The organism is Caballeronia sp. HLA56, assembly GCF_054655155.1.
On the sequence record NZ_BAAHOB010000005.1, the window covers coordinates 1,649,094 to 1,672,824 of the forward strand.

A 23,731-nucleotide genomic window follows, 5' to 3' on the forward strand; every position below is an offset into this window, starting at 1 on the left:
TGCCGACAAGCGCGTCGGCACGGGTCCATATTGACAAACTTCGGCCGATTTTTCCCCCTAGCCAAACGGCATAGGCAGAATTGCACAAAAAACCCCGCAAAAGCGGGGTTTTTTAATTGCCTTAGGCACTTAGTCTTATGACGCCAGTCAATGAAAGTGAGGTTGCGCAGGCTCGGCGTCTTCAGGCATCTCGGCATGTACGATCTCACCGAGCGGATCTGCGTAAAGCGGCACGCCGCAGTCGTCGCAAAATTCGGGTTCGAAGCGGCCTGCGTGGCGGCGCACATCGGACACTCCAGCTTTCTTCAATAGCTCGACGATTTCTTCGACCGGACCGTTCGCGCCTTCCAGTTCGACGATGTCCTCTTCCATGTCCAGCTCGCCGTTCTCGCGGCCATATAACGGCCATACGACACCGTAGATCACATCGTTACTGCCGCGACGCGTGAAGCCGACTCGATACTCGTCGATTCGGCGCTCGCCAAAGCCCGCGATGACTGCGCGCAATTCCTGCGGCGCGGTGCCGAGCGTATCGAACAGATAACGCACCGCCGTGCGCACCGTGTGAGGGCGGACTTGCTCGTCTGCATCGCGGCAGGCTGAGTAATAGGCGTCTGGAAGCAGGCATTCGATCTCACAACCCGGCAGGATGGCAGCGAAGTTTGGCCCACCTTGCGCCATCCATTGCTCCAGGCACTGACCGCGTTCGGTACGACCGCCCGTTTCGTCTTCTTGCCAGCGGAAGAAAGCCGCGCCTGCAGGAACGATCGCGATGGCCAACAGGAAGCGCGGGTCGGCGAGAATTGGCGAGGTCTCTGGCAGATCAGCTAGATTCAGCCGGACTGCCGCCGCGCCCAAGGCGGTCTGCGTCAATTGCTGGGCTAGCCGAGCCGTATCCACGTGATGACGCGGCAATTGATCGATGCTGTACAGATACGGCGCAAATGCGACGAGCGCACCCGCCGCGAGCACGTGCGCCTGCAGCTGCGTACGCATGGCGTCGATCGTCTCGGACTTGAGCGTACCCGACGGGATGGAATAGCGCGTCCAGGCAAGCACCGGCGCGGCAATCAGGAGCGCTTCGTGCGCGACGCCGTCAATGTCGATGGCAAAAGACTCGCTATGCGTCTCGGCCATATCGGCAAGCGCACCGTAGGCATCGGGATGATTCTGTTGGAGATGATCCAAGGCAGCGTCGAGCGTTGTTTGATTGCCGTTACGCACGAGTTTGGCGATAAGGGCATCGAGACGCGCTTCCCAGAAGCGGTCTTCGACGCGGCTGCCCGACGCGAACAGCGCGAGCGAGAGACTGACGAGCTTGTCAGCGTCCGGAGGAATACGTTTTGCAATTCGCGAGCGCATAGGGATACGAGTTAGTTGGGGCAGAAAACCTTTAATTGTAGTCGCTTAGGTGGCGCCGTTACTGCTCATCTGAATGGTAGCTAGAGTGACGTTCGAAACGTTGAACACGGGCTTTGAAGTGGATCGTTTGGGCGGTGGATCTTCGCCCGTCAATTTTTTCGATCGGCTACTTGCGATTCTCGCCGGCGCCCACTAGAATTCTGTTCCTTCGCGATTCGATGAACGCGAAGGAAGCGGGAGGCGGTTTCAGTAGGCGAGGCGGGCAAAGGTGGTATTTGCTCCGAAGCGCGGTGGGCAAGAAAAGAAAGCTTCAAATTCTTGTTGACAGTAACTGAAACGACGTACATAATCTCGTTTCTCTGCTGCAGATGCAGCGACGCAAGACGAAGCGGTGCTGAGCAAATTGTTCGGTGCGCTTGGCAGGCAGTCTTGGCGAATGTGCTCTTTAAAAACTAACAGCCGATAAGTGTGGGCACTTGATGGCGCGAGCGGTTCCGACCTTTTGGGGTTGGGACGTTTAGCGAAAGTTATCAAGTCTCACACAGTATTAGAGGAAGGTTTATCTGTCGAAAGACGGATTGATCATCGTCAGTACGTTGAGTGAGCGACCGGTTGGTAAAACAACCGAAAACAGTAACAGGAATTGAACTGAAGAGTTTGATCCTGGCTCAGATTGAACGCTGGCGGCATGCCTTACACATGCAAGTCGAACGGCAGCACGGGGGCAACCCTGGTGGCGAGTGGCGAACGGGTGAGTAATACATCGGAACGTGTCCTGTAGTGGGGGATAGCCCGGCGAAAGCCGGATTAATACCGCATACGATCTACGGAAGAAAGCGGGGGATCCTTCGGGACCTCGCGCTATAGGGGCGGCCGATGGCAGATTAGCTAGTTGGTGGGGTAAAGGCCTACCAAGGCGACGATCTGTAGCTGGTCTGAGAGGACGACCAGCCACACTGGGACTGAGACACGGCCCAGACTCCTACGGGAGGCAGCAGTGGGGAATTTTGGACAATGGGGGCAACCCTGATCCAGCAATGCCGCGTGTGTGAAGAAGGCCTTCGGGTTGTAAAGCACTTTTGTCCGGAAAGAAAACCTGCCTGTTAATACCGGGTGGGGATGACGGTACCGGAAGAATAAGCACCGGCTAACTACGTGCCAGCAGCCGCGGTAATACGTAGGGTGCGAGCGTTAATCGGAATTACTGGGCGTAAAGCGTGCGCAGGCGGTCTGTTAAGACCGATGTGAAATCCCCGGGCTTAACCTGGGAACTGCATTGGTGACTGGCAGGCTAGAGTATGGCAGAGGGGGGTAGAATTCCACGTGTAGCAGTGAAATGCGTAGAGATGTGGAGGAATACCGATGGCGAAGGCAGCCCCCTGGGCCAATACTGACGCTCATGCACGAAAGCGTGGGGAGCAAACAGGATTAGATACCCTGGTAGTCCACGCCCTAAACGATGTCAACTAGTTGTTGGGGATTCATTTCCTTAGTAACGTAGCTAACGCGTGAAGTTGACCGCCTGGGGAGTACGGTCGCAAGATTAAAACTCAAAGGAATTGACGGGGACCCGCACAAGCGGTGGATGATGTGGATTAATTCGATGCAACGCGAAAAACCTTACCTACCCTTGACATGGACGAAACCCGGGTGAGAGCCTGGGGTGCTCGAAAGAGAATCGTCGCACAGGTGCTGCATGGCTGTCGTCAGCTCGTGTCGTGAGATGTTGGGTTAAGTCCCGCAACGAGCGCAACCCTTGTCCTTAGTTGCTACGCAAGAGCACTCTAGGGAGACTGCCGGTGACAAACCGGAGGAAGGTGGGGATGACGTCAAGTCCTCATGGCCCTTATGGGTAGGGCTTCACACGTCATACAATGGTCGGAACAGAGGGTTGCCAAGCCGCGAGGTGGAGCCAATCCCAGAAAACCGATCGTAGTCCGGATCGCAGTCTGCAACTCGACTGCGTGAAGCTGGAATCGCTAGTAATCGCGGATCAGCATGCCGCGGTGAATACGTTCCCGGGTCTTGTACACACCGCCCGTCACACCATGGGAGTGGGTTTTACCAGAAGTGGCTAGTCTAACCGCAAGGAGGACGGTCACCACGGTAGGATTCATGACTGGGGTGAAGTCGTAACAAGGTAGCCGTATCGGAAGGTGCGGCTGGATCACCTCCTTTCTCGAGCTTAAACGCTCGCCCACTCAAGTGTTCACGCTTATCGGCTGTCAGAAAGACAGGCTAAGGGTCTGTAGCTCAGTCGGTTAGAGCACCGTCTTGATAAGGCGGGGGTCGTTGGTTCGAATCCAACCAGACCCACCACCCGGGCAAGCGGTGCTTGAAACGACCAAGCGAGCAGACTGAGTCAGGCACACACGGGGGGATTAGCTCAGCTGGGAGAGCACCTGCTTTGCAAGCAGGGGGTCGTCGGTTCGATCCCGTCATCCTCCACCAATCCTCAATGCACAGCGCTGAACGCGGGGTTCAACGTTGCGCATTGGCGATTGAGCCAGTCAGCGCGGGTAGGTGATCGAATTTGATCATGCTATCGGCTGTCGTTCTTTAACAATCTGGAAGAAGTAGTAAAGAGATTATTCGAAAGCACTTAGAGATGGGTGTGAGTAGGGTAATCAGGGTTGTGATTGTATCAAGTATGAAAAGGTGATCGAAAGATTGCTTTGGAATACGGCACAACGCGAATACTCAACCTATGACGGTGGGCTTAAAGGCAGCAATGCTGGCAGACACACTCGTTATAGGGTCAAGCGAACAAGTGCATGTGGTGGATGCCTTGGCGATCACAGGCGATGAAGGACGCGGTAGCCTGCGAAAAGCGGTGGGGAGCTGGCAAACGAGCTTTGATCCACCGATATCCGAATGGGGAAACCCGGCCCGAATGGGTCATCCTAAGCTGAATCCATAGGCTTAGTGAAGCGAACGCGGTGAACTGAAACATCTAAGTAACCGCAGGAAAAGAAATCAACCGAGATTCCCAGAGTAGTGGCGAGCGAAATGGGATCAGCCTGTACTCTTTATCTGTGTTGTTAGCTGAACGCTCTGGAAAGTGCGGCCATAGCAGGTGATAGCCCTGTAAGCGAAAACAGCGTGGAAGAACTAGGGGTACGACAAGTAGGGCGGGACACGTGAAATCCTGTCTGAAGATGGGGGGACCATCCTCCAAGGCTAAATACTCGTGATCGACCGATAGTGAACCAGTACCGTGAGGGAAAGGCGAAAAGAACCCCGGGAGGGGAGTGAAATAGATCCTGAAACCGCATGCATACAAACAGTCGGAGCCTCGCAAGGGGTGACGGCGTACCTTTTGTATAATGGGTCAGCGACTTACGTTCAGTAGCGAGCTTAACTGATTAAGGCAGGCGTAGCGAAAGCGAGTCCGAATAGGGCGATCAGTTGCTGGGCGTAGACCCGAAACCAAGTGATCTATCCATGGCCAGGTTGAAGGTGCGGTAACACGTACTGGAGGACCGAACCCACTAACGTTGAAAAGTTAGGGGATGAGCTGTGGATAGGGGTGAAAGGCTAAACAAACTTGGAAATAGCTGGTTCTCTCCGAAAACTATTTAGGTAGTGCCTCGTGTATCACCTTCGGGGGTAGAGCACTGTCATGGTTGTGGGGTCCATTGCGGATTACTACGCCATAGCAAACTCCGAATACCGAAGAGTGCAATCACGGGAGACAGACATCGGGTGCTAACGTCCGGTGTCAAGAGGGAAACAACCCAGACCGCCAGCTAAGGTCCCAAAGATTGGCTAAGTGGGAAACGAAGTGGGAAGGCAAAAACAGTCAGGAGGTTGGCTTAGAAGCAGCCACCCTTTAAAGAAAGCGTAATAGCTCACTGATCGAGTCGTCCTGCGCGGAAGATGTAACGGGGCTCAAGCCAGTCACCGAAGCTGCGGATGCATATTTATATGCATGGTAGGAGAGCGTTCCGTAAGCCTGCGAAGGTGCGTTGAAAAGCGTGCTGGAGGTATCGGAAGTGCGAATGCTGACATGAGTAGCGATAAAGGGGGTGAAAAGCCCCCTCGCCGTAAGCCCAAGGTTTCCTACGCAACGTTCATCGGCGTAGGGTGAGTCGGCCCCTAAGGCGAGGCAGAAATGCGTAGCTGATGGGAAGCAGGTCAATATTCCTGCACCATTGTTAGATGCGATGGGGGGACGGATCGCGGAAGGTTGTCCGGGTGTTGGACGTCCCGGTCGCTGCATTGGAGAAGGTGCTCAGGCAAATCCGGGCACATAATTCAAGGGTGTGGCGCGAGCTTCCTCGGAAGCGAAGCAATTGGAAGTGGTTCCAAGAAAAGCCTCTAAGCTTCAGTCTAATAGTGACCGTACCGCAAACCGACACAGGTGGGCGAGATGAGTATTCTAAGGCGCTTGAGAGAACTCGGGAGAAGGAACTCGGCAAATTGGTACCGTAACTTCGGGATAAGGTACGCCTCTGTAGCTTGACTGGCCTGCGCCAGGAGGGTGAAGAGGTTGCAATAAACTGGTGGCTGCGACTGTTTAATAAAAACACAGCACTCTGCAAACACGAAAGTGGACGTATAGGGTGTGACGCCTGCCCGGTGCCGGAAGATTAAATGATGGGGTGCAAGCTCTTGATTGAAGTCCCGGTAAACGGCGGCCGTAACTATAACGGTCCTAAGGTAGCGAAATTCCTTGTCGGGTAAGTTCCGACCTGCACGAATGGCGTAACGATGGCCACACTGTCTCCTCCCGAGACTCAGCGAAGTTGAAGTGTTTGTGATGATGCAATCTCCCCGCGGCTAGACGGAAAGACCCCATGAACCTTTACTGTAGCTTTGCATTGGACTTTGAACCGATCTGTGTAGGATAGGTGGGAGGCTATGAAACCGGAACGCTAGTTTCGGTGGAGCCGTCCTTGAAATACCACCCTGGTTTGTTTGAGGTTCTAACCTTGGTCCATGATCTGGATCGGGGACAGTGCATGGTAGGCAGTTTGACTGGGGCGGTCTCCTCCCAAAGTGTAACGGAGGAGTACGAAGGTACGCTAGGTACGGTCGGAAATCGTGCTGATAGTGCAATGGCATAAGCGTGCTTAACTGCGAGACCGACAAGTCGAGCAGGTGCGAAAGCAGGTCATAGTGATCCGGTGGTTCTGTATGGAAGGGCCATCGCTCAACGGATAAAAGGTACTCTGGGGATAACAGGCTGATACCGCCCAAGAGTTCATATCGACGGCGGTGTTTGGCACCTCGATGTCGGCTCATCTCATCCTGGGGCTGTAGCCGGTCCCAAGGGTATGGCTGTTCGCCATTTAAAGAGGTACGTGAGCTGGGTTTAAAACGTCGTGAGACAGTTTGGTCCCTATCTGCCGTGGGCGTTGGATATTTGAAGGGGGCTGCTCCTAGTACGAGAGGACCGGAGTGGACGAACCTCTGGTGTACCGGTTGTCACGCCAGTGGCATCGCCGGGTAGCTATGTTCGGAAGAGATAACCGCTGAAAGCATCTAAGCGGGAAACTCGCCTTAAGATGAGATATCCCCGGGGCTTCGAGCCCCTTGAAGGGTCGTTCCAGACCAGGACGTTGATAGGTCAGGTGTGTAAGTGCAGTAATGCATTGAGCTAACTGATACTAATTGCCCGTAAGGCTTGATCCTATAACCAGTGTGTTTGAACCACTGGCGAGTTATGCGTGTGCGACAATCGCCACCCAACATTTACTGCTTCTTCCCGGATTGGTTGTGTGCCCACCCGGCGCACGACAACAAGTCATGCCTGATGACCACAGCGAGTTGGTACCACCCCTTCCCATCCCGAACAGGACCGTGAAACGACTCCACGCCGATGATAGTGCGGATCTCCCGTGTGAAAGTAGGTAATCGTCAGGCTCCTCATGCAGCAACAAAAACCCCACCCCCAAACAGGTGGGGTTTTTGCGTTTCTGCAGCGTTTGGCGCGAGAAAGAGTCTTGCTTACATCACGGACGCAAGCACCGAATCTCCATCCAGAAACATTCAAATCCCCTCCAGTCGTCCGTCTCAAGCCCGTCGAAAACCCACATCGACCGTTTACCTCGTCGCCTCGAAATACTGTATAAATATACAGGACAAAAGGGTTGCCGAATGCTCTGGGCATGAGCAGGCTCTTGCATTCGGGTGGACGGGGAAGACTCATGGGTGCAGCACTTTCACTGCTCGATATCGGGCTGACATCGCGCCTGCAGCAGCAGCTTTGGCAAGGCGAGCAGGTCGGCGTGTCGGACGCGGGTGTCGTTTCGAGTGGCTATCGGGCGCTCGATCTGGTCTTGCCAAATACCGGCTGGATGGCCGGCGCCGTCACTGAATTGCTTATCGAAGAATGCGGGGTCGGCGAGGTCAGGCTGCTCGCGCGTTCGCTTCGTGAGTTGGTGACGAAAAGAGGCCGCACCGTCATCTTCGTGGCGCCTCCCTGGATGCCCAATCCAGCAGCGTTCCGGTCGATGAACATCGCGCCGGGCAAGCTGGTCTGGGTCAAAGCGCCCGAGGATCAGGTGCTATGGGCGGCCGAGCAATCGCTCAAACAGGATGGCAGCGGCGCGGTCCTGATCTGGCTGCCCAAGGCGCGGCCCGATGCGCTGCGTCGTTTGCAAGTGGCCGCTCAGGAATCGCAGTCGCTGGTGTTTCTGTTCCGTCCGCTCGATGCCGCGAAGCAATCCTCCGCGGCACCATTGCGCATCGTCTGCAAACCGGTGCTGCCTGCGCACGCGCAGACAATGAATCGTCGCGAATGGATGCAGGTGGTCATGCTCGAAATCGACATCATCAAGCGGCGTGGTCCGTTGCTGGAAAAACCGCTGCAGTTGCGTTTGCCGCTGCAAATGCCGGCATTGCCTGAGCACATTCGTCGCGCGGATCAAGCCAGGAGAGCACGAGAGGTCAATCATGTTGTGGATAGCGGTGACATTGCCGCTTTTATCGCTCGAAGCAGTCAGGCCGCCATCGATGCCGTCGATCTCGACGAATTCGACCTCGCCTGGAACGGGCTCGATGCCCGGTGAAGCGCTCGTCGGCAATTCGGTTGCGAACGCGGACGATTCCGGTCAGCCATGTTTCGCGCTCGCGGATCACGCGCGCATTCTGCTGCCCGATCTCGTCGCGTTCCGCCTCGGCGTGCGCCCGGGCAGCACGCGCTCGCATGCGTTCGCGCTCGCGCCGCGGCTCACTTTGCTTGCCGTCGATATCAGCGAAGAGCAGCGCGCTCTCGAAGCAGTGGCGTTGTCCTTGCTCGCGTTCACGCCGAAGGTCGTGCTTGCACATGCGAATACCGTGTTGCTGGAAGTCGGCGCGAGCATGCGGCTTTTCGGCGGCTTGCGCAGCCTCTTTGCAAAGGTGCGCTCCACGGTGAAAGATTGTGGCTTCACGTCCCGGATGGGCTGTGCGCCGACCGCGTGGGGCGCGTGGCTCCTTGCGCACGCGCGCACGCGACGAGTGGCAAAACGCGTTCGTATTGTGAAAGAGGCAACACTCGTGCGCGCGCTCGATGCCTTGCCGGTGTCTCTCGTGCCGTCGGCGGCATCGCATGGCAATGCGTTCGAGCAGATTGGTTGCGTGACGCTCGCCGACTTGCGTCGCTTGCCGCGCAAAGGCGTGGCGCGGCGTTTCGGGCAGGGCATTCTGCAATGGCTCGCGCAAGCTTACGGGCAGGCGCCCGATCCGCGCGAAGCGTTTTGCGCGCCGGCATCGTTCGAGGCGAAACTCGAGTTGCAGGCGCGCGTCGAAAACGCCGATGCGCTGTTGTTTGCGGCACGCCGGCTCGTGTTGCAACTCGCCGGTTGGCTGAACGCGCATCACTCGGCGGTCAGCGAGTTTTCGCTTTTGCTCGAACATGAATTGGCGGCGCGCAACGCACCCAAGACATCGACGCTCAAGATTGCATGGGCTGTGCCGACGCGCGATGCCGAGCACATTCTCTGGCTGCTGCGCGAAAAGCTGAATCAGGCAACCTTGATCGCGCCGGTGATCGAGATGAAGCTTTTGGCCGACAAGGTCAGCGAGCACGAGCCGCCCGCCGATACGCTTTTCCCCATGCCGGGTTCCGATGCCGACTCGATGGCGCAGTTGCTGGAGCGTCTGAGCGCGCGACTCGGCGCGGAAAATGTCGTGCAATTGAGCGAGCGGGAGGATCATCGGCCGGAAGCGGCGGTGACGGTCGAAACATATCAGCCTGAACGTAAGGCCAAGCCCAAGCGCGGAAAAAAGTCGCGCGCGAAAGAGGGCGTCGAAGCGCCGACGCCAGACGACACGGAAGAAGAAAGCGCGGAATCGTTCGAGCTTCCCGACCAAGCCGTGCCTTCGCAGCCGCGGCCATCGTGGATTCTCGAAACGCCGCAAAAGCTGATGTTGCGCAACGAGCGGCCGTTCTATCGTCGCGCGTTGAAGCTCATCAGCCGGACCGAGCGTATCGAAGCGGGCTGGTGGGACGGCAACGGCGTTCAACGCGATTACTACGTCGCCTCCGACGATCGCGGCCGCATGTTCTGGGTGTATCGCGAGCGTCTGACGGGCGACTGGTTTCTCCACGGGTTTTTTGGATGACGCCGCCATGGAAGATTTGAGCGACCTCATCGGCCTGGGCGGTGGCGACGGCAAAGGCAAGTTCTCCGGCGCGATGTCCGCCTCGGCGTTCTTGCCCGGCTACGCGGAACTGCATTGCCTGAGCAACTTCTCGTTCCTGCGCGGCGCTTCGCATCCGCAGGAACTGGCGGCCGCCGCGCTCGAACACGGCTATACCGCGCTAGCGATCACGGACGAATGTTCGCTTGCGGGCGTCGTGCGCGCGTACGGCGCGATCAAGGAAATCGAGACGCGGGCGCAAGCCGCAGCCGACGCGGCGCGAAAGGCCGGCGAGCCGTCGCCCAAGCAGGCAACGTTGAAGCTGATAATCGGCAGTGAATTGCATCTCACCGATGCCAACGGCGAGCCGTTTTGCACGCTCATTGCGCTGGCGACCAATCGCGAGGGATACGGCAATTTGTCGGAGCTGATTTCGCTTGCGCGCTCGCGTTCGCCGAAGGGAACGTATCGGATTGGTCCGGAAGATTTCACGAATCCCGCCGCCACTCCGCCCGACTCGTTCGATGCCACCGATTTACGCGGCGATATCGCACATCTGAAGCATCTGCCGCACTGTCTCTTGATTCTGGTTCCGCAACGCTTGGCCACGCTTGCCGATACGCTCGATCGCGCTCATTGGCTCGGAAGTTTCGCCGCTGGCCGCGCCTGGCTTGCGCTGGAGTTGTGGCAGGACGGCAGCGACGATGAGCGTCTCGCTTCGTGCCGCGTGATTTCGAAGGCGAGCGGCTTGCCTCTCGTTGCGGCAAGCGGCGCGCTGATGCACGCGCGTTCGCGCAAGCCCTTGCAGGACACGTTGACGGCAATCCGCCTCAATCGTCCGCTGGCCGAATGCGGTTACGCGCTCGAAGCGAACGCGGAGCGGCATCTGCGTACACGCTTGCGCATCGGCGCGTTGTATCCGAAAGAAGCGATTGCCGAGACCTTGAAGGTCGCGAAGCGCTGCACCTTCGAGCTCGATGAATTGCGCTACGAATATCCCGAGGAACTCGTGCCGCCCGGCGAAACGCCAGGCAGTTATCTGCGCAAAAACGTGATCGCGGGCGCGCTCAAACGCTGGCCGAACGGATTGAGCGTGGAAACCATCGGGCAGATCGAAAAGGAGCTGGAACTCGTCGCGGACCTGAAGTACGAGAAGTATTTTCTGACGGTCTACGACATCGTCGCGTTCGCGCGCAGCCGGAAAATCTTGTGTCAGGGGCGCGGCTCGGCGGCCAATTCGATCATCTGTTATTGCCTCTACATCACGGAGATCAATCCGGTCGAGATGAGCATGCTGGTCGAGCGCTTCATTTCGCGCGCGCGTAACGAACCGCCGGATATCGATGTCGACTTCGAACATCAGCGGCGCGAGGAAGTCATCCAGTACATCTATCAGAAGTACGGGCGGCATCGCGCGTCGCTCGCGGCGTCGCTCACCACGTATCACACGAGGAGTGCGCTCAAGGATGTCGGCAAGGCGCTGGGACTGGATGCGTCGCTCATCGAACGGATCGGCAAGTCGCAGCAGTGGTGGGATGGTCCGTCCGCGGTGGCCGGTTATCTGAAAGAAGCGGGTTTCAACGAAGACTCGCACGTGACGAAGCATCTGATCCGGCTTACGCGCGAGTTGCGCGGCTTTCCGCGTCACTTGTCCCAGCACGTCGGCGGTTTCGTGATCGCGCGCGAACGCTTGTCGCGCCTCGTGCCGATTGAAAACGCCGCAATGAAGGATCGCTGCGTGATTCAGTGGGACAAGGACGACATCGATCAGCTCAAGCTGTTGAAGGTCGATGTGCTCGCGCTCGGCATGCTCTCCGCGATCCGGCGCGCGCTCGAATTCATCGCGCTGCGGCGTGGCGTGCCGGATTTCGGCATGACGCATGTGCGTCGCGAGGACAAGGCCGTCTACGAGATGTGCTGCCGCGCGGACACGGTCGGCGTGTTCCAGATCGAATCGCGCGCGCAGCAGAGCATGCTGCCGCGTCTTCGGCCCAACAAGTACTACGACCTCGTGATCGAAGTGGCGATCGTGCGGCCCGGTCCAATTCAGGGCGGCATGGTGCATCCATATCTGCGCCGCAAGCAAGGGCTCGAGGAAGCGGAGTATCCGAAGGAAGAACTGCGGCCGGTGCTCGAGCGTACACTCGGCGTGCCGATTTTCCAGGAACAGGTGATGAAGCTCGCGATGGTCGCCGCAGGCTATAGCGCGGAACAGGCCGATCAGCTACGCCGCGCGATGGCCGCATGGCGACGCGGCGGTCATCTGGAAAAGTATCAGGCCGATCTGATGACGAAGATGCTCGCGCGCGGCTACGAGGAAGAGTTCGCGGCGCGCGTGTGCAAGCAGATCGAGGGTTTCGGCGAATACGGTTTTCCCGAGAGTCATTCGGCGAGTTTCGCGCTGCTCGTCTATGTCAGCGCGTGGATCAAGCGCTACGAACCGGCGGCGTTTCTGGCCGGCTTGCTGAATAGCCAGCCGCTCGGCTTTTATTCGCCATCGCAACTCGTGCAGGACGCGCGGCGTCATGGCGTGCAGGTGTTCGCGCCGGATGTGTCGCTGAGCGACTGGGAATCGGTGCTGGAAATGCCGCCTGGCGATGGCGTGCGCGTCTTGCAGGATGCCGAAAAGCAGCGGCGGCGTCAGCAGTTCTACGGCACACCTTGCCCGGATCAGGTATTTCGCAAGACCATGCGACGCGGCGCGCGCAAGCTCAAAAAGCGCGTCAGGCTCGATGCCCAGGCGTACGGCGCGGGCGGTCCGGGCGTGCGCATCGGGCTGCAACTGATCAAGGGTTTTTCACAAGCGGCGGCCGAGCGGATCATGGCGGCGCGCGCTCAAGCACCATTCGTCGATGTCGACGATCTCACGCGTCGCGCGGCCCTGTCGCGTCGCGAACTCGAAGCGCTCGCGGCGGGCAATGCGCTGCAAAGCATCGCGGGGCATCGGCGTCAGGCTTGGTGGGCGGTGACCGCGCAGCAGCGCGCGCCGGAATTGCTGCGCGATGCGCCGATGACCGAAGCGCCGCTCGCGTTGCCGGAAGCATCGGAAGGCCGCGAGATCGTCGACGACTACGCGAGTCTCGGGCTCACGCTCAATCGTCATCCGCTCGCCTTGCTGCGCGAGCGGCTCGCGCGCCAGCGTTTCAAAAGCGCCGCTGAACTCGGCGAGACTCGCAACGGCCGCTTCGTGCGGGCGTGCGGCATCGTCACGGTGCGGCAGCGGCCGGGCACGGCGAACGGCACGATCTTCCTGTCGCTCGAGGACGAAACCGGCTCGATCAACGTGATCGTCTGGCCGGGGCTCGTCGAGAAACAGCGCAAGGTGTTGCTGGGCGCGTCGCTGCTCGGCGTGCAAGGCGTCTGGCAAAAAGAAGGCGATGTGCGGCATCTGGTGGCGCAGCGGCTCGAAGACCATAGCGCGCTGCTTGGCCGGCTCGCCGCGCCGAGCCGCGACTTTCACTGAGCTTGCTCGGGATATCGAGCGAGCAGATGCGCGATCGCGGTATCGAAAGGCGTGCGCCGTCCAATGCCGAGCGCTTCGAGCCGCCCCGAATCGAGATGACAGTCGCGCGGGCGCGGTGTCGCGTCCATGGGCGTGGTTTGCGCGACGAGCTTCGCGTCGAGTTTCAGTACTCGCGCGATGCGCTCGGCGATATCGAACTTGGTCATCGGCTCGTCGCCGGACCATTGCGCGATGCCCGAGATCGTCTCGCCTTGCGCGTGCTGTTCGAGCATGCCGCGGATTACCACGGCGACATCGGGCGTGTAGGTCGGATAGCGGGTCGCCCAGGCGTCCATTGGCGCGGGCGCGTTCGCGGCATCGGCCGATCGGACGATGGCGGGCGTGAGGCTCGTCACCGCCGATTCACTCCAGTCGACAACCGGACCGTAGAGCAACGGCAGCCGCAGCACGCATGAAGCCGGATCGCACGCGAGTAGCGCGCGCTCGCCATCCAGCTTGCTATGGCCGTAGGCGTTGAGCGGCGCGGGCGCGTCGTCGGGAAAGTAGGGCGGCGAGGTGCCGTCGAACACGTAGTCGGTCGAGATCGACAATACCCAGGCGCCGAGCGCGCGGGCTTCGGTCGCGATTGTCTGCAAGGCATCGACGTTGAGCGCGCGGGCGAGAGCGGGATCGTTCTCGCACACATCCGGACGGCGCTCGGCCGCGGCGACCACGACGGCATTCGGCTTCTCGCGCCGCAGAAAGGCGCGCACGGCGTCGTGATCGCGAATATCGAGCGACACGCTGCCCGCATCGCCATGCCGATGCGTCGTGCGCACGACGCGCCAGTCATGCGCCTCGACCGCGTTTTTCAGCTCGGCGCCGACCGCGCGCCCCAGCAAACCCGACGCGCCGATGAGCGCAACGGTAAAGCGTTCGCTGGCGCTCATGCGGACGCGGCGCCTTTGACGGTGTAGCCGGCGTCGTCGATTGCGTCGATCAACGCCTCATTCGTCTGCGATGACTCGACTGTCACGCGGCCATGTTCGAGATCGACGCGCACTTGCGCTTGCGGATCGATTTCATGAATCGAGCGCGTCACGGCGGCGACGCAATGCTGGCAACTCATGCCCTGAACTTCGAACTCGGTCATCCCGGTTTCCTCGCTTGAAAATTGGATCGATGACAACATCGTATACCTTGCCATGATGGGAAGGTGTAGAGTCGATTTCAAGATTTTATGCGGAGCGAGAAATGAACATAGGTGAAGCGGCTAAGGCCTCGGGCGTAACGGCGAAGATGATCCGCTACTACGAGAGCGTCGGCTTGCTCAATCCGGTGGGACGAACGTCGTCGGGTTATCGCGTGTATGGAGCGCAGGAGGTTCATGCATTGCGGTTCGTCCGGCAAGCGCGGCGGCTTGGTTTCCTGGTGGAAGACATACGCAAATTGCTGGCGCTATGGCAAGACCGCTCTCGGGCAAGCGCCGAAGTGAAGGCGATTGCAACGGAGCACGTCGCCGAACTGGACCGCCGGATCGATGAACTGACGAGCATGCGCGATACGCTCGTTCATCTTGCGAACCACTGTCATGGCGACGAGCGTCCTGATTGCCCCATTTTGGATCAGCTTGCGGAGTCATGCACCAACAGTGTGCTTTCGCTCACGGACGCTGTAGAAAAAGCTGCTTGAAATCAGTCGGTTGAGTAAGACAAAAAAGACGCACCACTGCGTGGCGAAATGCACAGTGTTCATGCATATAGCTACACTTTTTGAAATTCAGGCGCTATAATCCGGGTTATCCCTTATACGGGTAATCCCTGACCCGAAATGCCAGGGATCGTCGAAATCCTTGGAGAAACATCATGTTTGCAGTCCTGCTCGAAAAACTCAGCATCTGGTTTGAAACCGCCGAACAACGTCGCCGTGAAGAGTATCTGGCGCAATCCGCGGATATCGTTCAGCTCGAAATGCGCATCCGCTCGCTCGAATCGAACGGCTACAACGCTTAAGGCGCAGTAGCGCCGCACAAGGCGCCACGGCCATGCAAAAAGCCCCGCAACGCGGGGCTTTGTCGTTTTTGGCGCGATGCTCGTTCCGCTTACTTCGTTTGCGGATGCGCCGCGAGCCACTGCTTCATGAAGCGGATTTCCTTTTCCTGTGCCGCAACGATGTCCTTCGCCAGCTTGCGCAGCTTCGCGTCCTTGCCGTACTTCAGCTCGACCTTCGCCATTTCCACCGCGCCTTCATGATGCGGGATCATGTGCGCGACGAAATCGCGGTCGGCGTCGCCGCTGTACTGTATGTCGGACATGCCCGACATCATCGACTTGTCGGCGGCCTGAAAGTCCGCTGTCGATGACGATCCCGCCGCGTTCGGCGTGGCTTCGGACATATGCATGCCGTGCATGGAGTCGTGAGCGGGCGCGGCCGTCTGCGCCATGGCGGTGGCGCTGCAAAGCGAGATGAGAAGGGCAAGCAGCGTTCTGGTCGATTGCATCGTATCTCCTGAGAAGGGCCGGTTGTGAGGCAAAACACCTAGCCTAAAGCTTGCCACCGGGGTAAGGTAAAGCGGTTTCGTCTACATAAAAGAGCGAGCGATGCGCAGCCATATCCACGACGCGACGAAGGCTTTCCGAAGCACGCAAAGCAATACGGCACGACGCGTTCGCGCGGCACTCGGCGCATGCCTTTGCGTCATCGCGCCACTGGCGTTCGGCACGCCGGGCGGCGAGCCGCTGGTGCTGGACACGCAAACGGGCATCCACAGCGGCGTGCCGGGGACCGTGCTTCAGACGGGGCCGCTCGGCGGGCCCGGCATGGTGCCCATGGCCACGCTGCCCGGACCGCCGCAGCAGGACCAGCCGCCTATCGTCGTTTCTCCGTACATCGACTATTCGTCGGGGCAAGCGACTGCGCCTGCGCAATCCAACGGCAGGCGGCACGGCAATTCCCGCACGCCTTATCCCTGAGTCGAGCAGGTTCAGGCCGCGCGGTGCTCCAGCTTGAACGATGCGTTCTTGTCTTCGCCGAGCGTATCGACGAGATATGGCAGCACTTGCTTGAGTTCGGCGGCGAGCGTATAGGGCGGATTCAAAATAAACATGCCGCTGCCGTAGAGCCCGAAGCCGTCTTCGGGCGGCTGCCTCACGGTCAATGCCGCATGCAGCCAGGCATTGGGTTGAATGGCCTTCAATTGCTCCGCGAAGCGTTGCGACTCCGGTCGCGCGACGATCGGATACCACACCGCGTAAGTGCCCGTCGCGAACCGCTTGAGCGATTCCTCAAGACAAGCGAGCGTGCGCGCGTAGTCGCGCTTGTCTTCGTATGACGGGTCGATCAGCACGAGCGCGCGGCGCGGCGGCGGCGGCAGAATGGCCTTGATGCCGTCGAAGCCATCGCCTTCGTAGATCATCGCGCGGCGGCCTGCATCGCGGAAGTTATGACGCAGCACGTCGATTTCCGTGCTGTGCAACTCGTACAAACGCATGCGGTCCTGTTCGCGCATGAGCCGCCACGCGAGATACGGCGAGCCAGGATAGAAGCGCAATTCACCATCGGCGTTCAGGGCCGTGACTTCATCGACATAATCGGCGATGAGCGGCGGTAAATCCGTGCGCTCCCACAGCCGCGCGATGCCGTTTTCATACTCGGCATTCTTCGCGGCGAAGCCCTCGGTCAGCGAGTAGACGCCGGCGCCCGCATGCGTGTCGATATACCAATACGATTTGTCTTTCTGGGCGAGATGGCGAAGCATCCGGACGACGAGCGCGTGCTTCAGCACGTCGGCGTGATTTCCCGCATGGAAGGCGTGGCGGTAACTGAGCATGGCGAAAGGCCCGCGGAGGGCAACAGGAAACGAGTTCAGGGCAAACGGCGCGGCACGTCCGGCATGCGCGAAGGGCACTCATTGTAGCCGAGCGTCGCTTCGTATTCGCTGCAGTGCGACACGCCGTTCATGCACAATAGCCGCTTCCGGTCGTCCATGACTAGTCGGCCGAACGGTCTAGGTGTTCTCATGCGCGGCGTGACTCGTCCTATGCCGAACGGCCAGATTGCGGCCAATGGCGTCGCATGTTGTCATTCAACTGTCAGAGAGGAGGTTCGCATGTCACAGAACGGCAAGCTCGATGGTAAAACCGCGGTCGTCACGGGCGCGGCGAGCGGCATTGGCCGCGCAATCGCAATCACGCTTGCACAAGCGGGCGCGGCAGTCGCTATCGCGGACTTGAATCAGTCAGGCGCGGATACCGTCGCCGCCGAGATTCGCGAAAAGGGTGGCAAGGCTATCGGCATCGCGATGGACGTGACGGACGAGAACGCGGTCAATCAGGGTATCGACCGGGTCGCGGCGGAATTGGGATCGGTGGATATCCTCGTGTCGAACGCGGGCATTCAGATCGTCAATCCCATCGAAAACTACGCCTACTCGGACTGGAAGAACATGATGGCCATTCACGTCGATGGCGCCTTCCTCACGACCAAAGCCGCGTTGAAGCACATGTACAAGGACGATCGCGGCGGCGTCGTCATCTACATGGGCTCGGTGCATTCGCATGAAGCGTCGCCGCTCAAGTCCGCTTATGTGACCGCCAAGCACGGTTTGCTCGGGCTTGCGCGCGTCCTGGCCAAGGAAGGCGCAAAGCACAACGTGCGCTCGCACGTGGTGTGTCCGGGCTTCGTGCGCACGCCGCTCGTCGACAAGCAGATTCCCGAACAAGCGAAGGAACTCGGCATTAGCGAGGAAGAAGTCGTGAAGCGCGTGATGCTGGGCGGCACGGTCGACGGCGTGTTCACCACGGTGGAAGACGTCGCGCAGATGGTGCGGTTCCTGTCCGAGTTCGAGACAGCGGCGCTCACGGGGCAATCGTTCGTGGTGAGCCACGGCTGGTTCATGCAATAAGCGAAAGACACGCACGCGAGAAAGCGGAGGCATCGGCATGCCGGAAATCGACGACAGCGAAGCGCTGCAACCGGAGACTCAGAACGAAGGCGACAAGCGCATCGACTTGCCGCCTTACGAGACCATCGCGCTCATGCTGCAGGGCGGCGGTGCGCTCGGCGCGTATCAGGCGGGCGTCTATCAGGGGCTCTACGAAGCGGGCATCGAGCCGAACTGGATCGCCGGCATCTCCATCGGCGCGCTGAATACGGCGATCATCGCGGGCAATGCGCCTAAGGATCGCGTGCCGCGTCTGCTCCAGTTCTGGGAAACCATTTGTCAGCCGGCATTTGGCTTTCCATTGCCGGCGTTCATCGAGCATGCGCTGTTCGAATCGCCCGACGAGATTCGCAAGGCGTTCACCGCGTGGCAGGCGTTGGGCGCGATCGTGGAAGGGCAAAAGGGCTTTTTCGTGCCGCGCTTTCCGCCCCCTTCGCCGCTCGCGGCCGGCTCGCCGCAGACCGCAAGTTATTACGACACGACGCCGCTTCGGGCCACGCTGGAAGGCCTGTGCGACTTCGATCGCATCAACTCGGGCGAAAAGCGCGTGTCGGTCGGTGCGGTCAACGTGGCAACCGGTAACTTCGCTTACTTCGACAATACGAAGATCAAGCTGCGCGCCGAGCATTTCATTGCGTCGGGCGCGCTGCCGCCGGGCTTTGCGGCAGTCGAGGTCGACGGCCAGTTCTACTGGGACGGCGGCCTCATGTCCAACACGCCGCTCTACGAGATTGCGCAGGCCACGCCGCGTCGCGACACACTCGCATTTCAGGTCGATCTCTGGAGCGCGCGCGGGCCGGTGCCGGACAGCATCGTCGACGTCATGGGTCGCGTGAAGGACGTTCAATATTCCAGCCGCACGCGTCTCGTGACGGATCAAATGCAGCGCTCACAGCGGTATCGCAACGTATTGCAGCATGTGCTGGATCTCGTGCCCGAGGAACTGCGCAACAACGACGAATGGTGCCGGCGCGCGGCCGAACTCGCGTGCTCGAAGCGCTACAACGTGATCCACCTGATTTACCGCCACAAGGAATACGAAGGGCATTACAAAGACTATCAATTCGGCCTTTCGACCATGCGCGAGCATTGGAGTAGCGGGCTCGACGACATTCGCCGCACGCTCGCGCATCGCGACTGGCTGAAAATGCCGAACGGCGACTCCGGCTTCATCACGCATGATATTCATCGCGACGGGAGCTGATCGTGCTCGGCGGATTTGCTTGAGTGACTCGTGCGCGCGCGTTTTTGTGACCCTTTGTATAATTCGGGCCTATCGAACGCGCGTTGCCGATGGTTGCAGCCGATAACCGTCCCTCCAAGCTTGAGATGAATTCCATCGCCGTTTGCTTCGTCTGTCTCGGCAACATCTGCCGGTCGCCCAGCGCCGAAGCGGTGATGCGCGATCTCGTCGAGGAGGCGAAGCTTTCGGAACGGATCATTATCGACTCGGCGGGCACGGGCGACTGGCATATCGGACATCCGCCCGACGAGCGCGCTCAACGTGCCGCAAAGAAGCGCGGCTACGACCTCTCACCGTTGCGTGGGAGGCAGATCACGGCCGAAGACTTCGCTCGCTTCGACCTGTTGATCGTGATGGACGACAAGAATGTCGCGGCGCTTACGGCGGTCTGTCCGCCGGAGCATCGCGACAAGATTCGCCTGTTGATGGAGTTCGCGACGCGTGACGACAGCCGCGTGGTCATCGATCCCTATTTCGGCGGTGACGACGGTTTCGAGCGCGTGCTCGATCAATGCGAAGACGCCTGTGAGGGGCTATTGGCGGCCTTGCGGACACAACTCGTCAGTTGAATTGGGCACGACGCGGCGGCCTTGCGCGCGGCAAGAAATAGAATTAAACAGCTACTTATCTGGTCCCGGATACTTGACTAAAACTGTGGGATATTTATACTTGACAGAAATCATCGAGTATTAGCGGTAGCCCCCAATTATGAGACTCACCACGAAAGGCCGTTTCGCCGTCACGGCGATGATCGACCTGGCATTGCGCCAGGAGCAGGGCCCGGTGACGTTGGCAGGCATCAGCCAGCGCCAGCGCATCTCGCTTTCCTATCTCGAACAGTTGTTCGGCAAGCTGCGTCGCCACGAGATCGTCGAGTCCGTACGCGGGCCGGGCGGCGGGTACAACCTCGCGCGCCGCGCCGAGAACGTCACGGTGGCCGACATCATCATCGCGGTCGATGAACCGATCGACGCCACGCAATGCGGCGGCAAGGGCACGTGCGAAGGCACCAAGCAGCACGACGGCCACTGCATGACGCACGAACTGTGGGCGACGCTCAATCAGAAGATGGTCGAGTATCTCGATTCCGTCTCGCTGAAAGATCTGGTCGATCAGCAGCGCGCTCGCGAAGGTTCGTCGTCGGTGTTGCGCGACCGCCGCGCCGAACCGGCGGGCGTCGAAGCCGCGCGTGTGGTGCCCAAGGGGCCGAATTCCATTTTCAACCTGGCTGGTTGAAGCCGCGCGGCGCGTCTCATGAAGCGCGAGTACGAGCATCCCGGCCACGTGTATCGAACGATTTTCCCGGAGCGACAGATGAATAACGACATTCCCCACCTGCCCATCTATATGGATTACAGCGCGACGACCCCCGTCGATCCGCGCGTGGTGGACAAGATGATTCCGTATCTTCGCGAGCAGTTCGGCAATCCGGCTTCGCGCAGCCATCAGTACGGCTGGGACGCGGAGCGGGCGGTCGAGGAAGCGCGCGAAAACGTCGCGGCGCTCGTCAATGCCGATCCGCGCGAAATCATCTGGACGTCGGGCGCGACGGAGTCGGACAACCTCGCAATCAAGGGCGCCGCGCACTTCTACAAGAGCAAGGGCAAGCACATCATCACGGTGAAAACCGAGCACAAGGCCGTGCTCGACACCACGCGCGATCTCGAACGCGAAGGCTTCGAAGTCACGTATCTGGATGTCAAGGACGACGGCCTCATCGACCTGGACAAGTTCAAGGCCGCCATTCGTCCCGACACGATCCTCGTATCGGTGATGAGCGTGAACAACGAGATCGGCGTGATTCAGGACATCGAGGCGATCGGCGAGATTACGCGTGAAAAGGGCATCATTTTTCACGTCGATGCAGCGCAAGCCACCGGCAAGATCGCGATCGATCTGCAGAAGCTGAAGGTCGATCTGATGTCGTTCTCGGCGCACAAGACGTATGGGCCGAAGGGCATCGGCGCGTTGTACGTGCGTCGCAAGCCGCGCGTGCGTATCGAGGCGCAGATGCACGGCGGCGGTCACGAGCGCGGCATGCGTTCGGGCACGCTCGCAACGCATCAGATCGTCGGCATGGGCGAGGCTTTCCGTATCGCGCGTGAGGAAATGGCCACCGAGAACGAGCGTATCCGCATGCTGCGCGACCGTCTGCTCAAGGGCCTGCAAGACATGGAAGAGGTGTACGTGAACGGCGACATGGAACGCCGCGTGCCGCACAACCTCAACATCAGCTTCAATTTCGTCGAAGGCGAATCGCTCATCATGGCGGTCAAGGATGTCGCGGTGTCGTCGGGTTCGGCGTGCACGTCGGCGTCGCTGGAACCGTCGTATGTGCTGCGTGCGCTCGGCCGCAACGACGAGCTGGCGCATAGCTCGATCCGCTTCACGGTCGGCCGCTTTACGACCGAGCAGGATGTCGATTACGTCATCAACCTGCTGAAGAACAAGATTGCAAAGCTGCGCGATCTGTCGCCGCTGTGGGAAATGCACAAGGATGGCATCGATATCTCGAGCATCCAGTGGGCGGCGCACTGAGCGCATCACGAATGGTTTGGCGACTGGCCGCGTGTCGGTCGAGAGAATGTTGCTCCGCCTCTCGCGGAGATAGATCACCGGAGAATTCGAATCATGGCTTATAGCGACAAGGTTCTGGACCACTACGAAAACCCGCGCAACGTCGGCTCCTTCTCGAAGGACGACGACACGGTCGGCACCGGCATGGTCGGCGCACCGGCTTGCGGCGACGTGATGAAACTGCAGATCCGCGTGGGCGCGGACGGCGTGATCGAAGACGCGAAGTTCAAGACGTACGGCTGCGGCTCGGCCATCGCGTCGAGCTCGCTCGTGACCGAATGGGTGAAGGGCAAGACGCTGGATCAGGCGCTGACGATCAAGAACACGCAGATCGCGGAGGAACTCGCACTGCCGCCCGTGAAGATTCACTGCTCGATTCTCGCCGAAGACGCAATCAAGGCAGCGGTCGCCGACTACAAGGAACGTCACGGCGTGGCGGCTCCCCAGGCCGAGCAGACGGAAGCCAAGCAACACGCGGCCTGAATGCGGCAAGAAGGTGGCGTAGGCAACGACCCTGGAATGGCGCCGGCAAGATCGGCGCCTCGGATTTCGAAGTAACGCAGCAAGTAAAGAGCGCGACGCAAAGACTATGGCAATCACGTTGACGGAGAAGGCAGCACAGCACGTGCATAAGTATCTGGCGCGACGCGGCAAGGGCGTCGGCCTGCGCCTGGGCGTGCGTACGACGGGCTGTTCGGGTCTCGCGTACAAGCTCGAATATGTCGATGAACTCGCACCGGAAGACATGGTGTTCGAGTCGGCGGGCGTGAAGGTCGTGATCGATCCGAAAAGCCTCGCCTATCTCGACGGCACCGAACTGGATTTCGCGCGCGAAGGGCTGAACGAAGGCTTTCGCTTCAACAACCCGAACGCGAAGGACGAGTGCGGCTGCGGCGAGTCGTTCCGCGTATAACCGGGCATGACGCCGGCGGTATCGGCAAAAGAGGCGGCGCGTGCCGCCTTTTTCATTCGCGCTTCGACTTTGCTGCATCCTTCGAGACATCTTCCGAGTAACCGGTAATCCTCAATGGCATCGCTCAACGACAGTCACTTCGATCTCTTCGACTTGCCGCCGGTCTTCGCGGTCGATCACCAAGCGCTCGACGACGCGTATCGCACCGTGCAGGCGCAAGTGCATCCGGACCGCTTCGCCTCGGCGGGCGACGCGCAACGCCGAATCGCGATGCAATGGGCGACGCGCGCCAACGAGGCTTACCAAACGCTGCGCGATCCGTTGAAGCGCGCGCGCTACATGCTGTCGCTGCGCGGTATCGACGTCGGCGCGGAAAACAATACGGCGATGGAACCCGCGTTCCTCATGCAGCAAATGGAATGGCGCGAGAATATCGAGGATGCGGCCGGCGCGAAGAATATCGGCGCGCTCGAATCCTTGCTCGACGAATTGCGCGATGAAGAACGCGTGCGCTTCACCAAGCTCGAAGCGCTGATCGACAGCAAGTCGGATCAGGCGGCAAGCGAGGCGGTGCGGCAGCTGATGTTCATCGAGCGCGTGGCGCATGAAATCGGCACGCAGATCGAGCGGCTCGAAACCGCCTGACGTACAAGAGCCTCAGGCGCCGCACACAACCCCATA

General features: G+C 59.6%; 19 protein-coding genes, 2 tRNA genes and 3 rRNA genes. 19 read left to right on the forward strand and 5 right to left on the reverse strand.

The features are described 5' to 3' along the window. Positions 1-147 precede the first annotated feature (147 nt). Positions 148-1,362: a DUF2863 family protein gene (locus ACYQ47_RS27290; protein ID WP_459907865.1), complete on the reverse strand. Its 1,215-nt coding sequence runs from the start codon at positions 1,360-1,362 to the stop codon at positions 148-150. Positions 1,363-2,007: 645 nt separating this feature from the next. Here ACYQ47_RS27290 and ACYQ47_RS27295 point away from each other — a divergent pair. The 8 genes from ACYQ47_RS27295 (at position 2,008) to ACYQ47_RS27330 (ending at position 13,396) form a co-directional block, all read left to right on the forward strand. Beyond that, positions 2,008-3,540 (forward strand): 16S ribosomal RNA (locus ACYQ47_RS27295). Between the two features lie 64 nt (positions 3,541-3,604). Further along, positions 3,605-3,681: transfer RNA gene (locus ACYQ47_RS27300), tRNA-Ile, on the forward strand. 56 nt (positions 3,682-3,737) lie between these two features. Then, positions 3,738-3,813 (forward strand) — tRNA-Ala (locus ACYQ47_RS27305). A 305-nt stretch (positions 3,814-4,118) separates the two neighbouring features. Continuing rightward, positions 4,119-6,999, forward strand: a 23S ribosomal RNA gene (locus ACYQ47_RS27310). Between the two features lie 117 nt (positions 7,000-7,116). After that, a 5S ribosomal RNA gene (gene rrf / locus ACYQ47_RS27315) occupies positions 7,117-7,230 on the forward strand. The 16S, 23S and 5S rRNA genes sit together here with 2 tRNA genes alongside, the layout of an rRNA operon. Positions 7,231-7,514: 284 nt before the next feature. Beyond that, on the forward strand, positions 7,515-8,378 hold the full coding sequence (imuA, locus tag ACYQ47_RS27320) for a translesion DNA synthesis-associated protein ImuA (protein ID WP_244825443.1): 864 nt from the start codon (positions 7,515-7,517) through the stop codon (positions 8,376-8,378). After that, entirely contained in the window at positions 8,263-9,915 is a 1,653-nt protein-coding gene (locus tag ACYQ47_RS27325; RefSeq protein ID WP_250492510.1) for a Y-family DNA polymerase, read from the forward strand. The genes imuA and ACYQ47_RS27325 overlap by 116 nt, the downstream gene beginning before the upstream one ends. A gap of 7 nt (positions 9,916-9,922) precedes the next feature. Further along, positions 9,923-13,396 (forward strand): error-prone DNA polymerase, encoded by a 3,474-nt coding sequence (locus ACYQ47_RS27330; RefSeq protein WP_459907868.1) that lies wholly within the window; start codon positions 9,923-9,925, stop codon positions 13,394-13,396. Here ACYQ47_RS27330 and ACYQ47_RS27335 read toward each other — a convergent pair. Together ACYQ47_RS27335 and ACYQ47_RS27340 are read right to left on the reverse strand one after the other, a co-directional pair. Then, positions 13,390-14,325, reverse strand: coding sequence for a dTDP-4-dehydrorhamnose reductase family protein (locus tag ACYQ47_RS27335; RefSeq protein ID WP_459907870.1), 936 nt, complete (start codon positions 14,323-14,325; stop codon positions 13,390-13,392). The genes ACYQ47_RS27330 and ACYQ47_RS27335 overlap by 7 nt on opposite strands. Then, entirely contained in the window at positions 14,322-14,528 is a 207-nt protein-coding gene (locus tag ACYQ47_RS27340) for a heavy-metal-associated domain-containing protein (RefSeq protein ID WP_250465097.1), read from the reverse strand. Before ACYQ47_RS27340 ends, ACYQ47_RS27335 begins: the two co-directional genes overlap by 4 nt. Before the next feature lie 101 nt (positions 14,529-14,629). On the opposite strand from ACYQ47_RS27340, the gene cueR reads away from it, so the two are divergent. Next, positions 14,630-15,067 (forward strand): Cu(I)-responsive transcriptional regulator, encoded by a 438-nt coding sequence (cueR, locus tag ACYQ47_RS27345; RefSeq protein WP_309843396.1) that lies wholly within the window; start codon positions 14,630-14,632, stop codon positions 15,065-15,067. A gap of 173 nt (positions 15,068-15,240) precedes the next feature. Then, positions 15,241-15,387: a DUF3563 family protein gene (locus tag ACYQ47_RS27350; protein ID WP_244825434.1), complete on the forward strand. Its 147-nt coding sequence runs from the start codon at positions 15,241-15,243 to the stop codon at positions 15,385-15,387. Between the two features lie 89 nt (positions 15,388-15,476). Here ACYQ47_RS27350 and copM read toward each other — a convergent pair whose 3' ends face one another. Continuing rightward, positions 15,477-15,875: a CopM family metallochaperone gene (copM, locus tag ACYQ47_RS27355; protein WP_250465093.1), complete on the reverse strand. Its 399-nt coding sequence runs from the start codon at positions 15,873-15,875 to the stop codon at positions 15,477-15,479. A gap of 100 nt (positions 15,876-15,975) precedes the next feature. Between copM and ACYQ47_RS27360 the strand changes: the two genes are divergently transcribed. Beyond that, the gene (locus ACYQ47_RS27360) at positions 15,976-16,347 is read left to right on the forward strand and encodes a hypothetical protein (RefSeq protein WP_459907874.1); all 372 of its coding nucleotides are present in this window, start codon (positions 15,976-15,978) and stop codon (positions 16,345-16,347) included. Positions 16,348-16,358: 11 nt separating this feature from the next. Here the strand turns inward: ACYQ47_RS27360 and ACYQ47_RS27365 are convergent, their stop codons facing one another. Continuing rightward, complete coding sequence (locus ACYQ47_RS27365) at positions 16,359-17,204, reverse strand: 23S rRNA (adenine(2030)-N(6))-methyltransferase RlmJ (protein ID WP_250509127.1); 846 nt, start codon at positions 17,202-17,204, stop codon at positions 16,359-16,361. A 279-nt stretch (positions 17,205-17,483) separates the two neighbouring features. Between ACYQ47_RS27365 and ACYQ47_RS27370 the strand changes: the two genes are divergently transcribed. From ACYQ47_RS27370 to hscB, 8 genes are all read left to right on the forward strand, one after another. After that, on the forward strand, positions 17,484-18,278 hold the full coding sequence (locus ACYQ47_RS27370) for a 3-hydroxybutyrate dehydrogenase (RefSeq protein WP_459907876.1): 795 nt from the start codon (positions 17,484-17,486) through the stop codon (positions 18,276-18,278). A 37-nt stretch (positions 18,279-18,315) separates the two neighbouring features. Continuing rightward, the gene (locus tag ACYQ47_RS27375) at positions 18,316-19,521 is read left to right on the forward strand and encodes a DUF3734 domain-containing protein (protein ID WP_459907878.1); all 1,206 of its coding nucleotides are present in this window, start codon (positions 18,316-18,318) and stop codon (positions 19,519-19,521) included. A 125-nt stretch (positions 19,522-19,646) separates the two neighbouring features. Beyond that, positions 19,647-20,129: a low molecular weight protein-tyrosine-phosphatase gene (locus ACYQ47_RS27380; RefSeq protein ID WP_250465085.1), complete on the forward strand. Its 483-nt coding sequence runs from the start codon at positions 19,647-19,649 to the stop codon at positions 20,127-20,129. 139 nt (positions 20,130-20,268) lie between these two features. Next, positions 20,269-20,796: a Fe-S cluster assembly transcriptional regulator IscR gene (iscR, locus tag ACYQ47_RS27385; protein WP_244825427.1), complete on the forward strand. Its 528-nt coding sequence runs from the start codon at positions 20,269-20,271 to the stop codon at positions 20,794-20,796. Positions 20,797-20,874: 78 nt separating this feature from the next. Then, positions 20,875-22,098, forward strand: a complete 1,224-nt coding sequence (locus tag ACYQ47_RS27390; RefSeq protein WP_244825426.1) for an IscS subfamily cysteine desulfurase — start codon at positions 20,875-20,877, stop codon at positions 22,096-22,098. Between the two features lie 93 nt (positions 22,099-22,191). Beyond that, the gene (gene iscU, locus ACYQ47_RS27395) at positions 22,192-22,620 is read left to right on the forward strand and encodes a Fe-S cluster assembly scaffold IscU (protein ID WP_244825425.1); all 429 of its coding nucleotides are present in this window, start codon (positions 22,192-22,194) and stop codon (positions 22,618-22,620) included. A 106-nt stretch (positions 22,621-22,726) separates the two neighbouring features. After that, complete coding sequence (gene iscA, locus ACYQ47_RS27400; protein WP_244825424.1) at positions 22,727-23,050, forward strand: iron-sulfur cluster assembly protein IscA; 324 nt, start codon at positions 22,727-22,729, stop codon at positions 23,048-23,050. Positions 23,051-23,164: 114 nt separating this feature from the next. Continuing rightward, the gene (gene hscB, locus ACYQ47_RS27405; RefSeq protein WP_244825423.1) at positions 23,165-23,695 is read left to right on the forward strand and encodes a Fe-S protein assembly co-chaperone HscB; all 531 of its coding nucleotides are present in this window, start codon (positions 23,165-23,167) and stop codon (positions 23,693-23,695) included. Positions 23,696-23,731 lie beyond the last annotated feature (36 nt).

Excerpts from the sequence above, each read along its gene's own strand:
- ACYQ47_RS27290 (WP_459907865.1), bottom strand. The coding sequence starts at position 1,362 with ATGCGCTCGCGAATTGCAAAACGTATTCCTCCGGACGCTGACAAGCTC.
- imuA (WP_244825443.1), top strand. The coding sequence starts at position 7,515 with ATGGGTGCAGCACTTTCACTGCTCGATATCGGGCTGACATCGCGCCTG.
- ACYQ47_RS27325 (WP_250492510.1), top strand. The coding sequence starts at position 8,263 with ATGTTGTGGATAGCGGTGACATTGCCGCTTTTATCGCTCGAAGCAGTC.
- ACYQ47_RS27330 (WP_459907868.1), top strand. The coding sequence starts at position 9,923 with ATGGAAGATTTGAGCGACCTCATCGGCCTGGGCGGTGGCGACGGCAAA.
- ACYQ47_RS27335 (WP_459907870.1), bottom strand. The coding sequence starts at position 14,325 with ATGAGCGCCAGCGAACGCTTTACCGTTGCGCTCATCGGCGCGTCGGGT.
- ACYQ47_RS27340 (WP_250465097.1), bottom strand. The coding sequence starts at position 14,528 with ATGACCGAGTTCGAAGTTCAGGGCATGAGTTGCCAGCATTGCGTCGCC.
- cueR (WP_309843396.1), top strand. The coding sequence starts at position 14,630 with ATGAACATAGGTGAAGCGGCTAAGGCCTCGGGCGTAACGGCGAAGATG.
- ACYQ47_RS27350 (WP_244825434.1), top strand. The coding sequence starts at position 15,241 with ATGTTTGCAGTCCTGCTCGAAAAACTCAGCATCTGGTTTGAAACCGCC.
- copM (WP_250465093.1), bottom strand. The coding sequence starts at position 15,875 with ATGCAATCGACCAGAACGCTGCTTGCCCTTCTCATCTCGCTTTGCAGC.
- ACYQ47_RS27360 (WP_459907874.1), top strand. The coding sequence starts at position 15,976 with ATGCGCAGCCATATCCACGACGCGACGAAGGCTTTCCGAAGCACGCAA.
- ACYQ47_RS27365 (WP_250509127.1), bottom strand. The coding sequence starts at position 17,204 with ATGCTCAGTTACCGCCACGCCTTCCATGCGGGAAATCACGCCGACGTG.
- ACYQ47_RS27370 (WP_459907876.1), top strand. The coding sequence starts at position 17,484 with ATGTCACAGAACGGCAAGCTCGATGGTAAAACCGCGGTCGTCACGGGC.
- ACYQ47_RS27375 (WP_459907878.1), top strand. The coding sequence starts at position 18,316 with ATGCCGGAAATCGACGACAGCGAAGCGCTGCAACCGGAGACTCAGAAC.
- ACYQ47_RS27380 (WP_250465085.1), top strand. The coding sequence starts at position 19,647 with ATGAATTCCATCGCCGTTTGCTTCGTCTGTCTCGGCAACATCTGCCGG.
- iscR (WP_244825427.1), top strand. The coding sequence starts at position 20,269 with ATGAGACTCACCACGAAAGGCCGTTTCGCCGTCACGGCGATGATCGAC.
- ACYQ47_RS27390 (WP_244825426.1), top strand. The coding sequence starts at position 20,875 with ATGAATAACGACATTCCCCACCTGCCCATCTATATGGATTACAGCGCG.
- iscU (WP_244825425.1), top strand. The coding sequence starts at position 22,192 with ATGGCTTATAGCGACAAGGTTCTGGACCACTACGAAAACCCGCGCAAC.
- iscA (WP_244825424.1), top strand. The coding sequence starts at position 22,727 with ATGGCAATCACGTTGACGGAGAAGGCAGCACAGCACGTGCATAAGTAT.
- hscB (WP_244825423.1), top strand. The coding sequence starts at position 23,165 with ATGGCATCGCTCAACGACAGTCACTTCGATCTCTTCGACTTGCCGCCG.